Origin of the sequence: Salinimicrobium sp. TH3, assembly GCF_026676115.1 — a bacterium.
Lineage (GTDB): Bacteria > Bacteroidota > Bacteroidia > Flavobacteriales > Flavobacteriaceae > Salinimicrobium.
The window spans coordinates 73,775-87,445 of sequence record NZ_JAPONB010000006.1 but is presented as its reverse complement, the minus strand read 5'-3'; the positions used below and the strand labels follow the sequence as shown (position 1 = coordinate 87,445).

Here is a 13,671-nt window from a genome sequence, read left to right as displayed (position 1 = left end):
CTTGCACAGCATTATAATAAAGCAGAATCATGGCTGAAAATACAGCCAGAGCAGAATTTCGTGAACTCCCGTAATGTATTTTGAAAGTGTTTAAAACTGTTCAGTGAAAAAAGGTTTTTTTAATTTAATTAAATTTACTCCATTGATATATAGATGCTTATATTCAGATTCTGAAGTAATAAAATGGACAATAATTTTTTGACTTTTTTGTGCCTTCACTAAGAATTAGAACAAGAATCTTCAATGGTGGCTGGCGTAACCTAAAATTAATTAGCTGGATTTAAAAGAATCAGGAATCTTTTTAGCCCTGGTAATAGTAAAGATGAGATTAGCTATATTAACTCATCAGAAAAAATCTTTTCGAAGGAAACAGGTAATGAGAGGCTTTTGTAATGAACTTACTTACATATTTTTTATCGTACATCACCAATAGTCCAAAAAAAATCTTTCTGGCCTTCTTTCTTTGTTTTTCTTTTCTTACAGGGCTTTCTCAGAACCAGAAAACAGCCGATAGCCTAAAACATATTTATTATTCAGACAAGCAAAAAGCTAACGATCTTAAATTGCTGGAAGATATTGCCATAAATGAGACAAAGCCGGACAGCAGCCTAAAATATTCTGAAATTCTGATTTCCCATGCAGTAACCGATTCTAATTTAACCATGACCTATAGAGGGTATATTCAAAAGGGAGCTGCATTGAGGATGAAGGGGGATTACGAAAAAGCCCTCGAAGCTTTGTTTACGGGCATGGAATATGTCTTGCGGGCCAATAAAGCAGTAGATGTCGCCTCTCTCTATATTGCTATTGGCAACGTTTATTCATTGAATGAGAACAGTTCTAACGCAGATTTGTACTACAAGAAAGGCCTGGAAATATTTCGTAAAGAAAAAGATTCTGTGTTATTAGGTAAAGCTTTATACAATGCCGGTGATGAATTCATAAGGACAGATCGATTAGAAATTGCAGAGAATTATACCCAGGAAGCTGCAGCCATATTCGACAGGATAGGATTCCCAATTGGTAAAGCTTACTGCCTGGGAAACCTGGGGCGAATCTTTGCCAGGGCAGGGAATGATGTGCAGGCAGAGCAGTATCTTAATAATGCGATCAATTTACTGGAAGATTTTGAGGATTTTAATGCCATCTCAGTATATCTTACTTATATGGCCGATCTCTATATGGAAAAGGGAGATGAAGAAAAAGCTCTGGCTTACGCTGAAAGAAGTCTTGATCTGGCGCGGAAACACAATTTGAAGGACCAGATCTCGGCCTCTAATTTTAAGTTATCCCAGCTGTATGAGGCTGTGGGGGATTCTGCAAGGTCTTATAAGTATTATAAAGATTATATCACATTCAGGGATAGCGTGACCAACCTGGAATCTATAAGAAAAATGGCCGATCTACGCACCAATTTTGAGGTTTCCCAGAAACAGAACGAAGTAGATCTGCTCAATCAACAAAGGAGATACCAAAAGAACATTGTTGTTGCAGCGGTTATCGCGGTGGGTCTTTTCATGCTCCTTGCGGTGGGGCTGTATCGGCGAAATAATTTTATCCGCCGGACAAACCTAATCATCCAGAGAGAAAAGAACAGATCAGAACATCTATTGCTAAATATTCTGCCTGAAGAGACTGCCGCAGAACTAAAGAAAAACGGAAAGGTGCAGGCCAAAAGGTTCGAAAATGTAAGTGTGCTTTTTACAGATTTTGAAAGTTTTACCAATTATTCCGAAAGCCTTTCCCCGGAAGAACTGGTAAAGAGCGTTGATTTTTACTTTTCCAAATTTGATAAAATTGTGGAAAAACATGGGCTGGAAAAAATTAAAACAATCGGAGATTCCTATATGTGTGCCGCCGGAGTACCTTTTCCTGTGCCAGATCATGCAGAGAGATTGATCCTCGCGGCCCGGGAAATGTTGGATTTTGTGCTGGAGGCCAAGCAACAAAAACAAGACAGGGGAGTACGGTTTGATATTCGGCTTGGCATCAATAGCGGGCCTGTAATTGCCGGAGTGGTAGGTCTAAAAAAATTCGCCTACGATATCTGGGGAGATACTGTGAATATCGCTTCGCGAATGGAAGCCTGTTCAGAAACGGGCAAGATCAATATTTCAGAGAACACATATAAATTGATCAAGGATAAATACAAATGCGAATACAGAGGGGAAATAGAGGTAAAAAATAAAGGAAAAATGAAAATGTACTTTGTAACCGGAATTCTTAAAGAAAAATCTGTCGATGTAGTTTAGAAAGAATTAAACCTTTTTGAATTCCAGATCCACGGGAAAAGGATCTAACTGAAAGTGTCCTATTAAAAATTATAAATTCCCACATTAATTTCTTATAGACAGTACTTTAGCTAATTTGTAGGACGTTGGTCTAAAAAAATTTTTCCATATCTTCTTCTTATGTAATTTAATATCACCATCACCTAAGTAGGTTAAGTTCATAATAGATTTGGGGCAAAAAAGGGTGGACGAATGTCCGCCTTTTTTTTCTGGCAAAGAGAATTTGTACAGTCTTATCCAAAATCTAAGCAACAATAGACAGGGAAACTTCAAGCTCTGTTTTCTATTTCAATCCCCCATAAGTAATTTTTTAGGCACAGAGAGAAAAGGACCTTTGTGGTTTTATGAGATAAGCTTCTGAAGTCTTTTTTATAGTACTCTTCTTTTGTAAAGATAGAAGGGACAGATCCAGCAGCTGGTTTATTTGACCCTGCAGAAAAATTCACCTCTTGAATAAAAGCGTGAATATTTTACAAGATTCAAGCAAATTATAACCTGTCTTAATATTAATCTAAATTTAAAATTATGAGAACTTTGAAAAGTCACTTTCTTTATTTGCCCGTAATCATGATTTTTTTTCTTTCATGTAGTAGAGATGAACCTGAGGATCCTGTAGTTCCTCAACAGGTAGCTGTATTATCTCTGCAGCCTGTTTTGAACAGTATGATGAACGAATCTGCTAATAAACAGGGGGAGACAGATCCTCCTGAATGTTCTGATGCAGTTCCTGCTTATGCTCAACTCTCCCTAACCTATGGAGAGTCCGAAATTCCCATTGATGTGACTGTAGATATTCTTGGCAATGAGAATGGTTTTTTTACGGCATATGATGATGAGCTTGAAATTCCTATCCCATCAGGATCTTCGACAGTCTCTGTAACTATTACAGATTTTGTTGTTTGGAGTGAAGGTTCTCCAGGAGAAATTATTTGGGCCGCTCCAAAGACCGGGAGTGTGTTTGCCGAATTTGTGAGTATGGCCCTACCAATCTCTAAAAATCTTCAGGCAGGTTCAAAAACCTATCTGGAAGTTCCTGTAATTTGCTTTGATGAACGGCAGGTCAATCTTTATGGTTATCTACTCATTGACCTCAATACTATCGAAGTTTCCAGCCTTTGCTTCTTTGCCAATTACTGTGCAGATGATGGCAGGCATTATACAGCTAATTACAGTCTTGATCTTTATCTCGGAACTTCAAATGCCGGTACTCCCCTGTATATAGATCAAACACCTACTATAGGATTGGGGGAACATTATTATGCAAATCCTATTTGCCTCGCCGTTCCTGCTCCTGGTGAAGGAATAGGTAGCGATGAAGCTTACCTGTATTATGAAGTAAGCATTAAAGACTGGGAGGGTAACTATGGAACTGCAGGAGATTATGAGGAAAGCGGTACATTAAGCTGGAATGAGGTACAGGCTTTGCTGAACAATGATGGAACTACTGCAGAATATGAACACCTCTTTATTAATTGTGGGGAAGAGGATACCCCAAGAGATACTAATATCTTACTGACGGTGGATACCCAGAACATTAACGAAGATAATCTTGACACTACAGTAATTTTTTCAGACGACAGAACCAATCCTACCGGAAAACCTGGTGATGCCGAAAATTTTACATCATTGGTAGACAGAGGCATGAAGGTCTATTGGCGTGGACAAACTAAGGACGGAAACAGTACTGTTGTTATTGATATTTTAGAAGTTGAACGCAAACCGGACGGAGGTTCAAATATCCTGGAAAGTATATCCAAAGAGGATAGGCTGATAGTTGGCCAGGTGAGGAACGAGTATGTAAGTGGCCTGGAAAGCTACCACATTACCTTTAGGGTCATTAATGCAGAAAACACAAGAACCTTTACAATTGATCCAAAGCTTAAAATGTCAGGTTCTAACTAGGAGGTTATTAAACTTTGCTGCTATTGAGGAAAAGGAGCTTTTTTTGATTCCCCCTTCATTCTGCAGTAATTCATTCCAGGATTAGCTTTAGAAAAAACATTGTCGCCTGTGTGGCAATGTTTTTTCTTTTAATCAACTCATAAAGGAGATTAAATATACTACAGTAATTGGTAACAGTTTTTTCTGAAGGGTTTGACCCTTTCACCCTGAATTAAATTTCAGGTAAAAAATGGAAAGATGTTCGAAATAAACTCCTGTCCGCACGAAAACGCAATATTTTTCAGAATAAATTTTATGGAGCAATGCCGGCATTTAAGCTAAATAAAAAGATCAGGAACAGATTTTAAAAAGACTATTATGTTTAAATGACATTTTTGACACCTCTTTAAATTTGCCACTACTAGAAACTTTCTATGAGCTAGATTCCTAATCTGGAGGTCAGAGGCTCAAACCTCTGAAAATTCAGTTTTCAAAAGCTTCTCAGCAACATTTTAATTTTCAATAACCACAGCCTTTGAACAGTCGGGGGAATTAAGCATTGATAAAGTATGTTTTTACAAGAGGCACTACAGGAAAAACAGGGTTTAATTTTCTCCTTTTGAAGAGGATGGATTTCCGCCGGGACATAAATTCTGTAACAAATCAAAGAAAATTCCTACTAAATAGTAAGTTTCTTGCTTAAAATGGTTTTCACAGGAAAATTATAAACAAATGAAAGAAAATCTACTCCCTCACTACTGGAAAATGATCGCATTGGGGATTTTTGTACTCACAATGACCCTCTGGTTCATTAACGCTGCAAAGCCTGAGCTCATACATCTTGATCCTTATAAATTCAGCTGGATCTTGAAAATAATAATCCTCTTTTCCCTCCTACTCTTTGTTTCCACAAGGGAAAAAGAGGAAAATCCAAGGATAGCAAAATTGAGATTAAGTTGCCTATTTACTGCCATTACAGTCGGGTCATTAATTCCGATTGTTGAAGTCTTTATGGAAGTTTTATTTGAGGGCGAGAATGCAGAGATAACAACAGGATATGAGCTTATGATGGTTGTACTTCTGGTCTATTATTTAAGTTTTTACATTAAAAAAAATGTCAAGACCGTAAAGAGAGGCTGACTTTTGCAATCAAAATTTAGAATTTCGGTTGATGTTAGTTATGATTGGTTCTTAGAGATTTTTTTAACTTCCCCAATAATTAAAACTAATTCTGTGTTCAAAAACTACTCCCTGTTGCTGCTTTTTTTAGTGACAGTACTATTGTCTTCCTGCCAAAAAGAGGACGATGTTCCGCAAACCGACTACGCTATAGGATCTACTTCACATTTCGAGCTGCTTGATCAATACCCGAACGGCTGGATAAAGCAGGGCCGGTATCAGCTTTCCGGAAATCCTACCGAAGAGTTCGAATATTATGAAAACGGATATATCAAATCGGCAAAAGTGTACGCCAGTTATCCGCAGCACCACCTGTATATGGAAGTTAGCCGTAGTGAAGATAATAAGCCGCTCTGGTCCAAATATTATCATCCAGACGGGGAGTTATGGTTCGAAACAGCATATAACAACGGACTTCCCTCAATCAAGAAGGTGTATAGCGAGGCTGGTACGGCTATTCACACCTATACCGCCTGAGAATTGAGTTCGGTTGAATTCACAGCGGCCGATGGCAGCAGCACCGCCACCACCACTTACAATAAAACCGGGGAAAGCCGGAATTTAATAGTTACAAGTAACGGAGAAACTGTTCTCGATGAAAACTATGCATACCGGGAGCAGGTTGGTGCAGGAATTTACGCGGATAATCACGTTCCGGTTGCCAATCCTTTTGGTGCTACTAAAATTTCCTATTTCAAACTTAATCAGTCATTTTCCCAAAGTCCTTCGTGGCAGAACGATGCCGACCCGATATCATTCATGTTGCCTTATCGGCTATTCGATGAATTTTACAATCCGGGAAATTATTTTACTACCAGGTTTGCTGTAAGCACAGAATTGTACCAGTCGGTGATAGAACAGTATCCTGTAACCGAGAGGGGCTTATTGATTGGTGGGGGTAAACATGAGGACGGTTATGAGTACTTTTCCGAAAATTGGGAGGTAAGGGACTCCCTGGCGAAAGTTTACGGCGAAGATCCCGCCCTGTACAAGCTAAAATATGGAAACGAATATATAGAAAAGGTAGGCTACGGGAAGATCTTTTTTGTAATTGGTGCTATCCGAAATCTTCCAACTGATGGCAATGTTGCCGATGATATTAAAAATATTGCCCGCAAACATATGGACGCAATGATTAGTGGCAGAACCGGCATTACTCCTAAGGAACAGGAAAAACTTGATAAGGTATGGTTTGAAGTAAAATTTTTCTCCACCCTTAAGGAGCACCGTAATGGAGTGGTGATCAATTCTGCCGGGGATTATGAAAATGCCATTCAGAAAATAAACAATGGGGAACTTTCGGTAATTCAGCTGAAATACAAATCGATTGAAAATTTATAAAGGGGAACTTTGGATAGTCCAAATTCATGAAATCAAAGATTCGACGAAATCATTTCTCTGGTTTTAAAATAAGATATCAACTCTCCATAAAGGCATTTTTAAGTACCATTAATTTTTTTTTAATACTTATGCCGTACAGGAAATTCAAAACAAAAAATGAAAAAGATCAGCATTTTATCCTTAGCATTAATCTTCAGTATTTCGATTCATTCTTACGCTCAAAATTCAGCACTGGAATTCGGCATTATAGCAGGAGGGAATTACTCTAAATTCACCCCCAATTTTGAGGTTAATGGCAGGGAGTACGGTGATTATCAAAGAAAATCAGGTTTTTATCTTGGAGGTTTTTTAAACAAACGCATTTCAGAAAAATTTTACTTCCATCCCGAATTGCACTTCGCCCTCCGGCGAACTGATTTTCTTATAAAGGGAGTGGAAATAACCGGTCACGAAGTAGGAAGTATCGTGCTCGATTTTGAAACAAATATTACTGAGTCGGTTATTGCAGTTCCTCTTATCATGAGATACTATTTCACGGGATCTTACTATGTAGATGCCGGCCCACAGGCAGGCTTTATTATCGACAGAGATGAAAAGCTGGAAAATGACCCTATAGAACAACCCGGTAATCAGGAGGTGATTACAGATTATGATTATGATAATTTTGATCTTGGTCTTAATTTAGGTACCGGCTATAATCTAACTGAAGATCTAATCATCAATGGACGTTACTTTTTTGGAATTGTGGAAAGAGATAATAGCATCAAGTCTTCTGTATTTAGTCTTGGGCTTGAGTACAAATTATAAAATGAGGTTTATAAACTGACTTCAATTTTTAAAAACCTGCTGCTTCAGAAAACTCACCTGCCCAAAATATCATTTTTGGCAGGTGAAAATGAACGTAGATCAACGTTCTATTCAATTTTAGTGAAGCTAATATTGCGCAGCCTTCCCACATCGTTTAACCGCAATTCACTGATCTCTTTCCTGTCATTGCGCAGGAATTCCACAACACCAAACCTGTTTGACCTGAACACGTCTCCTGCCAATGGGATAAGAAGTCTGAAGGGGATAAAAATTGGGATTACGTCAATAGCGCCCAAACCATTACACTTAAAAGTATAAAGAAACTCATAAGACAATACAAACAGAACGGGATCACAAAATATGGTTTTTTGTTTGTGGTTCACATTTATACTTCATACTTAACTTGTTTCACCATCTAAGTCGCAACCCGCAACTCGCAACTTGCAACCGGCATCCGGTAACCAACAGGAAGTTTAATTTTACTGCTCAAATATTCTAATAATTGTATTCTAATTATCCTCAAACTGAAAAATAGCTTCAATCGGCTGCTTGAAAAGCTTTGAGATCCTGAAAGCTGTTGGTAAACTGGGATCAAATTTTTCTTTTTCAATGGCATTAATTGTTTGGCGGGATACCCCTATGATATCTGCCAGATCTTCCTGGGTATAACCGTTTTCGGCCCGTAATACTTTCAACCTGTTTTTCATGAGTATCTTCGGGTATTTATTGTAACACAAATCAAATAGGTGATCCCGATGAACATTACCAGGTTGCTGATTTCGGCGTCGAAACCAATAAGATTTGGAAGGTCCAGCAATGAATATGTCAATCCCACCACAACGGCTAATCCCAAAGTTAAAGCCATAGACTCCAGATGGATCTTCCGCTCCAGTTCATCAAAATTATTGAACAAATTTCTGTTTGCAATGACCATAAAGATCCCGTTGGCAAAGTTGACAGTAACTGCCAGCACAGTTAAGGTAGTGTGGTCATCCCAAATATATTTGGGCCCAAAGGAAGCAATTGCCATTGTTGCAACCCAGCTCCATGTCCATCCGGCAAGTCTGTAAAGGTTTTTCTTTAGTGTCTGTTTCAGGATTATGTAATTAAAGTTAGACTTTTAGTAAAGTGTACTTGACAAATGTAAAATAAATTTTGAATTGTAAAGTCTTATTTACAAAATTTCTCGCTGAAAGATGAAAATGTCGGGATTGAAACTGCTGATGCTGACTAATAATGAACGAAAGAAATGCCTTCCTTTTCCTGAAAAACACGAAGCAGAAGGCAATTTAGGTAAACTCACCGGCAATATCACGCATGCTGGAATTCAAAAACAGAAGCGGCCGGTGTTATAAATCTTTGCTGTAATGCCACCTATTTCCGCAGCTCCTCCATATCGGTTAACATTTCATCCAGTTTTTGAATGAATCTGCCGTAAACAAGCTTTAAACTCAGCCGGTAGGCCATCACCCCAATTGCTGAAAGGAGAAGCGAAAGACCCAGCAGGATCCCGAGGATATAAATTATGTCTAACTGAAGAAAATCGTGGAGCAGGGGAGTATTCCAAAAAAAGAGAAAATAGCCTGCTATCCCTGCAACGGGCAGCCCGAAACCTAAAAGTCGTGTATAAAAGCGTTTTAACTTCAGGAACATCTCCCTGTACTCCAGCAAATATTCATAGCTGCTGGTTTCTATGCTAATTCTTTCAAGAGAGGCCAGCTTTTTCCTGTTCAAGAAGAACATACCGGTCATTAGCACCATGATATAAAAACCTGTGAGTAAATGGCCAGCAATCCCAAATCCAATTACAGCGAGAATGGCCAAAGGAAGGATGCTTTTATTATCGGTTCTATAGGTTCTTTTCAGTTTTTCAATAAGCAGACTGGATTTCTTGTTGTAAAGGTTATTTACCCTGGGAGCTAACAGGGCTTCCTCTTTCAAAAATCCTTTGGTCCAGATTGTTTCAATCGAATTTTCCATCTAATAATTTTTTAAGTCGTTTTTTAATTCTTGTAATTCTTACGCCAATATTATTGGGGCTGGTGCCAATGATCTCAGATATTTCCTGATAGGATTTTTCCTCGAGGTACAGCAGGATAATGGCCCGGTCTACTTCCGACAATTTTTTTATAGCTTCATAAAGTACCACCAGGGATCTGTCTGAGAAATAATGCGGCTCCTCCGGTTCTGCTGCTATTTTTTCTTCGGAAGCTAAGTGCTGACTCTTATTCTTCTTTTTTAAGAGGGTAAGGCAAACATTTAGGGAGATTCTGTAGATCCAGGTGGACCATTTGGAATTTCCTTTAAAATTAGCCCTGCTTTTCCATATTTGCAGACATACTTCCTGATAGTAATCTTCATAATCCTCCTGCGAATCTGTATACGCCCTGCATATCTTTATGATAATTGGGGCATAAGGCAGAATGGAATAGGTATAAAAATCGTTGCTCAAAATGTTCTTTTCCTGTTTAGTGCCGCAAGTTCGATTTTATTACACATCTGGACAGGAAAAATTTAATTTCACTGCTACACATGTTTTTTTAAAAAAAAATGTTTTTTAGTATAGCAAATGAAACTAACCTTGCCCTTTTGAATTACTCAATGAAGAAACTACTACTACTTATGTTGCCTGCTCTTGTGTTTTCATGTTCTTCCGAAGAAAGTGAAAAAGATCCCATTGTTGGAGACTGGGGATATGTTAAACAAATGGAATTTCCGGAAAATGCTGAGCCCATTGAAAGAGAGGCAGATGAGTGTGGCAAAAAAGAAAGCATGCTTTTTAAGGCTAACGGGGAACTATTTTCGGTTCATTACTACGTAAATAACATTATGGAATGTACACTGAATGAATTTGCCACGGGAACCTACGTCTGGACAAGGATCTCTGATGGTGAATACAACCTGAAATGGGAGAATGCCGACGGTCGTAATATAAAGTTTGCCTTTCCCGACAGCAATACGTTGTGGATGTACCGGGGGGAGCCTTACGAATACGAAGGTGTAAAGTACAGTAGCGATGTCCACGTTTATAAGAGACGCTGAGGCCGGGAATGATCCCGTTTCAGTAAAGTGTTTACCCGCCGGGCTACATCAAAAAAAAAGAAACTGCCTTCGTGAAAAGACAGTTTCTTTAGGAAAGTAGATTTTAAAACTATTCAGTCACAGGGACCAGTACTTCGTCGATCACATGGATAACCCCATTACTTGCTGAAATATCGAACAATCCTGCTTCAACAAGAATTGATGCATTGGCCTGCTTGTCCTCATCATTGGTATCAATACCAGCCGAGCTGTTTACATAAATGGAAGGCCCCAGCAGTGTCTCAATGTTACGTGGGGAATTCTTGGGAACAACGCTATTGCTAAATCTTCTTCCGTCGGTAACATGGTAAGAGAGTACTGCTGCAACCTGCTCCTTAGTGAAAGAATCTAAAGCATTTCCATCTAAGAATCTTTCAAATGCGGCATCGGTAGGAGCAAACACGGTGTATTGATCAGATTCTGTAAACATGGAAGTAATTCCAGCATACTCCAGGGCCGCCAGTAATAACGTGAACTGTCGGTCCTCTACTGCTTCGGCGGTAGCATAGGATACTACTATTTCGGCAATAGTTTTGTCTCCTTTAATTGCTGCAGGCGAAGCCTTTGCATTCGCGGCTGCAGTAGCTTCTTCAGTTGCATTAAGTGCACTTACCTCCCCAAGAGCAGGTTCTTTTTCACAAGATGTCATTACAAATAAGCCGGCTACTAAGAACGACTTCAGAACATTCGAATAATTTAATACATTTTTCATATCTGTTATAGTTTGATTATGAGGTAAATATAGGTCTACATTTTATTATGTTTAAATTAATTAACTTAAATTTAAACAATATAAAATTGTAATACTTTTTAATCCCGATAATATTTTGATCTAAGCGGGAGCATTCTTGATAATAAAAATGGCTCTCATAATTAGAAAATTGAGCATTGTAAAAGGAAATGGAACTCAATATATTTTCGGAAATACCTCTCTTCTAAACTTTCTTTTGAATTTGATTTTTGTATGAGATTCAGCTTCCATGACCTTTACCGGAAAAAAAGTTGAGGTAAAAAAAATCTTTTTGATTTAATAGGATTCTGTTTGAAACTTTTCTTCCCTGGTCATCTGCTGCAGGATCTTTGCTGCATCTTTGTGTGAGTTAAGTGAACCGGAGGATGAATTTTTCAGTTCTTGTATTTTTCGTGTGTTTAATCAAAAGGCTGATTTCGCAAACAAAAATCTTTATCAGCCGCCGTTATTATGGAAAGTTGCAGTAAGATTGTAACTCCTCTGGTAGAAACCTTTTTCTCAGCATGTTAACAGAAAAAATGAAACTTTTACCTGTCGCTTCTTATAAGTAAAAGCCCTTCGTGATTGAGAAGGGCTTTTTATTGCCTTGATGGTTTTAGTAGTAAGAATATTTGATGTTTTCTTTGTTATCGCTGCGCTTACGTACTATTAATTTTCGTTTTGTGTCATAAAATTGTGTGGCTTCTAAACCTGATGTATCCTGTTCCTGGAAAAAGTTGCCTTAAAGCCTTTTTAATTTCCTTTTCCAGGTTTGGTTTAAACCGGCAGGCGGGTCCAATAAAAGGTTGAAAAGACTGAATTCTTTAAGACAATTTCGTCAATTTTTACAATTTGTACTCAATCCCCAGGTTCACAGATGAAACAGTAAAGCTGTCCCGGCTAATTCCTGAATAGGAGGCAAGAACACCAATTTTTCCGAAGTTCATCCCCACATGAGGTTTGTAGTAAAATCCGCCTTCGTTGTCTTCATTAACTCCCACTGCGTATCCAACATCGGCTCCTGCAAAAAATGATTCCATATTAAAACGTGCTGAAGCTGCCAATGGGAGGAACTGAAAATCTTCTACCTCCCAGCTTCCAAATTCATCTTCTCCCGAATCCCCGAAGAAATGAGAGTATCCTACTAATGCCCCGGCCTCGAATTGCTCCGAAATTCCAAACCTGTAAGCCACCTCTCCTCCAAGATTGAAGGTGGCAAATTCTTCGATGTCTCCTACAGGAATTCCTCCATTGATACCGATGCTAAAATTCCCTTGTTGACTGTAAACGGCACTCATGGTGAAAAGAGTAACAACTGCTGATAAGAATAATTTTTTCATTGTTTTTGGTTTTTAATTGTTGATGATTTGTTTCTTTATTTGATTCTAAGAATTTCGTCACTTACAGTTATTTCTCAATGTACTGGTTGATTTAATTCTACAATACAAAGATGGGGCAGGAACCGGGGCCAAGAAATACCCTTTCAGCAGGGTTTTATATACCCTAACTGAGGTATTTTTAAGAGAAGCATATACCATCAATCAGGTATATAAAAAAGTCGACGATTATTAAATGCAGCAAGAAAAGAGTCTTTCCTAAAAGTCTCTTTCGTTCAATTCCCCCTAATTCCACTTTGAGGAGGAATAGTTAGGATAATTGATTAATGTAGATCCTGGTTTCTTATTCTTTAAGCAGCCCTCTTGCTATTCTTCAAGAAGTTTATGTTTTACGGCGAATTTGTATACTCCCAGAGAATTTTTAACCTCTATCTTTCTCATGAGGTTTTTCCTATGCGTTTCCACGGTTTTAGGACTAATAAAGAGTAGATCGGCAATCTCGGTATTTGAATGCTCCAGGGCGATCAACTTCAGGATCTCCAGTTCTCTCTCGGTAAGACTCCTTAAAGGATCTTCAAATTCATTCTTTTGCTGAAAATTGCGGAGAAGATTCTGTGCCAATTGATTACTTATTGTCTGGCTTAGGTAAGGTTCTCCTTTCATGACCTGCCTTAAGGCAAGTTCCAGCTCGGTTTTGCCTGTGTTCTTAAGAATGTATCCCGAAGCTCCGGCTTCCAGCATAGCTTTAACCAGGTGAAGATCGTTTTCCATGGTAAGGCCAAGAACTTTTATTTGCGGGTATCTTGCTTTGATCTCTTGCGTGGTTTCCAATCCATTCATAACCGGCATATTAATATCTACTATAACAAGGTGTGGTGAAAGGCCGGTAAGTTTTTCCATTACTTCCCTGCCGCTGTTGGCTGTAGCTATGACCTCTACATCCTGTAACTGGGACAGGAGAGAGGCGAGGCCGTCCAGGAACATTTGATGATCGTCTGCCAGAATAATCTTAATATTTCCCATT

The 13,671-nt window shown here is 38.6% G+C and carries 16 protein-coding genes; 8 read left to right on the top strand and 8 right to left on the bottom strand.

The features are described 5' to 3' along the window. The first annotated feature begins 392 nt into the window (after nucleotides 1-392). The 6 genes from OU683_RS10755 to OU683_RS10730 all read left to right on the top strand — a co-directional run bounded on the left by OU683_RS10755 (nucleotide 393) and on the right by OU683_RS10730 (nucleotide 7,499). Entirely contained in the window at nucleotides 393-2,252 is a 1,860-nt protein-coding gene (locus OU683_RS10755) for an adenylate/guanylate cyclase domain-containing protein (RefSeq protein WP_268138089.1), read from the top strand. 564 nt (nucleotides 2,253-2,816) lie between these two features. After that, nucleotides 2,817-4,193 (top strand): hypothetical protein, encoded by a 1,377-nt coding sequence (locus OU683_RS10750; protein ID WP_268138087.1) that lies wholly within the window; start codon nucleotides 2,817-2,819, stop codon nucleotides 4,191-4,193. 711 nt (nucleotides 4,194-4,904) lie between these two features. After that, entirely contained in the window at nucleotides 4,905-5,312 is a 408-nt protein-coding gene (locus OU683_RS10745; protein ID WP_268138085.1) for a hypothetical protein, read from the top strand. Nucleotides 5,313-5,405: 93 nt separating this feature from the next. Beyond that, the gene (locus tag OU683_RS10740; RefSeq protein WP_268138083.1) at nucleotides 5,406-5,828 is read left to right on the top strand and encodes a hypothetical protein; all 423 of its coding nucleotides are present in this window, start codon (nucleotides 5,406-5,408) and stop codon (nucleotides 5,826-5,828) included. A gap of 3 nt (nucleotides 5,829-5,831) precedes the next feature. Further along, the gene (locus tag OU683_RS10735; RefSeq protein WP_268138081.1) at nucleotides 5,832-6,692 is read left to right on the top strand and encodes a hypothetical protein; all 861 of its coding nucleotides are present in this window, start codon (nucleotides 5,832-5,834) and stop codon (nucleotides 6,690-6,692) included. 156 nt (nucleotides 6,693-6,848) lie between these two features. Continuing rightward, on the top strand, nucleotides 6,849-7,499 hold the full coding sequence (locus tag OU683_RS10730) for a porin family protein (RefSeq protein WP_268138079.1): 651 nt from the start codon (nucleotides 6,849-6,851) through the stop codon (nucleotides 7,497-7,499). Nucleotides 7,500-7,606: 107 nt separating this feature from the next. Here OU683_RS10730 and OU683_RS10725 read toward each other — a convergent pair whose 3' ends face one another. The 3 genes from OU683_RS10725 to OU683_RS10715 form a co-directional block, all read right to left on the bottom strand. After that, nucleotides 7,607-7,882, bottom strand: a complete 276-nt coding sequence (locus OU683_RS10725) for a hypothetical protein (protein ID WP_268138077.1) — start codon at nucleotides 7,880-7,882, stop codon at nucleotides 7,607-7,609. A 126-nt stretch (nucleotides 7,883-8,008) separates the two neighbouring features. Further along, on the bottom strand, nucleotides 8,009-8,206 hold the full coding sequence (locus tag OU683_RS10720) for a helix-turn-helix transcriptional regulator (RefSeq protein WP_268138075.1): 198 nt from the start codon (nucleotides 8,204-8,206) through the stop codon (nucleotides 8,009-8,011). Continuing rightward, nucleotides 8,203-8,529, bottom strand: a complete 327-nt coding sequence (locus OU683_RS10715) for a hypothetical protein (RefSeq protein WP_268138073.1) — start codon at nucleotides 8,527-8,529, stop codon at nucleotides 8,203-8,205. The genes OU683_RS10720 and OU683_RS10715 overlap by 4 nt, the downstream gene beginning before the upstream one ends. 166 nt (nucleotides 8,530-8,695) lie before the next feature. Here OU683_RS10715 and OU683_RS10710 point away from each other — a divergent pair, with 166 nt between their 5' ends. Further along, on the top strand, nucleotides 8,696-8,854 hold the full coding sequence (locus tag OU683_RS10710) for a hypothetical protein (protein WP_268138071.1): 159 nt from the start codon (nucleotides 8,696-8,698) through the stop codon (nucleotides 8,852-8,854). Between the two features lie 19 nt (nucleotides 8,855-8,873). On the opposite strand, the gene OU683_RS10705 is transcribed toward OU683_RS10710, so the two are convergent. Then, nucleotides 8,874-9,479, bottom strand: a complete 606-nt coding sequence (locus OU683_RS10705) for a hypothetical protein (RefSeq protein WP_268138069.1) — start codon at nucleotides 9,477-9,479, stop codon at nucleotides 8,874-8,876. Then, nucleotides 9,463-9,951, bottom strand: a complete 489-nt coding sequence (locus OU683_RS10700; protein ID WP_268138067.1) for an RNA polymerase sigma factor — start codon at nucleotides 9,949-9,951, stop codon at nucleotides 9,463-9,465. Before OU683_RS10700 ends, OU683_RS10705 begins: the two co-directional genes overlap by 17 nt. Nucleotides 9,952-10,049: 98 nt before the next feature. On the opposite strand from OU683_RS10700, the gene OU683_RS10695 reads away from it, so the two are divergent. Beyond that, the gene (locus OU683_RS10695; protein WP_268138065.1) at nucleotides 10,050-10,541 is read left to right on the top strand and encodes a hypothetical protein; all 492 of its coding nucleotides are present in this window, start codon (nucleotides 10,050-10,052) and stop codon (nucleotides 10,539-10,541) included. 109 nt (nucleotides 10,542-10,650) lie between these two features. On the opposite strand, the gene OU683_RS10690 is transcribed toward OU683_RS10695, so the two are convergent. From OU683_RS10690 to OU683_RS10680, 3 genes are all read right to left on the bottom strand, one after another. Continuing rightward, nucleotides 10,651-11,292, bottom strand: coding sequence for a fasciclin domain-containing protein (locus OU683_RS10690; protein ID WP_268138063.1), 642 nt, complete (start codon nucleotides 11,290-11,292; stop codon nucleotides 10,651-10,653). An 863-nt stretch (nucleotides 11,293-12,155) separates the two neighbouring features. Continuing rightward, on the bottom strand, nucleotides 12,156-12,650 hold the full coding sequence (locus tag OU683_RS10685) for a hypothetical protein (RefSeq protein ID WP_268138061.1): 495 nt from the start codon (nucleotides 12,648-12,650) through the stop codon (nucleotides 12,156-12,158). Between the two features lie 363 nt (nucleotides 12,651-13,013). Then, nucleotides 13,014-13,670 carry a response regulator transcription factor gene (locus OU683_RS10680; protein ID WP_268138059.1) on the bottom strand — a complete coding sequence of 219 codons (657 nt, stop codon included), beginning with the start codon at nucleotides 13,668-13,670 and terminating at the stop codon, nucleotides 13,014-13,016. Nucleotide 13,671: the final 1 nt, after the last annotated feature.

What these genes read in the sequence shown, in the direction of transcription:
- OU683_RS10710 (WP_268138071.1), top strand. Translation starts at nt 8,696, where the DNA reads ATGAAAATGTCGGGATTGAAACTGCTGATGCTGACTAATAATGAACGA.
- OU683_RS10705 (WP_268138069.1), bottom strand. Translation starts at nt 9,479, where the DNA reads ATGGAAAATTCGATTGAAACAATCTGGACCAAAGGATTTTTGAAAGAG.
- OU683_RS10730 (WP_268138079.1), top strand. Translation starts at nt 6,849, where the DNA reads ATGAAAAAGATCAGCATTTTATCCTTAGCATTAATCTTCAGTATTTCG.
- OU683_RS10755 (WP_268138089.1), top strand. Translation starts at nt 393, where the DNA reads ATGAACTTACTTACATATTTTTTATCGTACATCACCAATAGTCCAAAA.
- OU683_RS10720 (WP_268138075.1), bottom strand. Translation starts at nt 8,206, where the DNA reads ATGAAAAACAGGTTGAAAGTATTACGGGCCGAAAACGGTTATACCCAG.
- OU683_RS10685 (WP_268138061.1), bottom strand. Translation starts at nt 12,650, where the DNA reads ATGAAAAAATTATTCTTATCAGCAGTTGTTACTCTTTTCACCATGAGT.
- OU683_RS10715 (WP_268138073.1), bottom strand. Translation starts at nt 8,529, where the DNA reads ATGGCAATTGCTTCCTTTGGGCCCAAATATATTTGGGATGACCACACT.
- OU683_RS10680 (WP_268138059.1), bottom strand. Translation starts at nt 13,670, where the DNA reads ATGGGAAATATTAAGATTATTCTGGCAGACGATCATCAAATGTTCCTG.
- OU683_RS10695 (WP_268138065.1), top strand. Translation starts at nt 10,050, where the DNA reads ATGTTTTTTAGTATAGCAAATGAAACTAACCTTGCCCTTTTGAATTAC.
- OU683_RS10745 (WP_268138085.1), top strand. Translation starts at nt 4,905, where the DNA reads ATGAAAGAAAATCTACTCCCTCACTACTGGAAAATGATCGCATTGGGG.
- OU683_RS10690 (WP_268138063.1), bottom strand. Translation starts at nt 11,292, where the DNA reads ATGAAAAATGTATTAAATTATTCGAATGTTCTGAAGTCGTTCTTAGTA.
- OU683_RS10750 (WP_268138087.1), top strand. Translation starts at nt 2,817, where the DNA reads ATGAGAACTTTGAAAAGTCACTTTCTTTATTTGCCCGTAATCATGATT.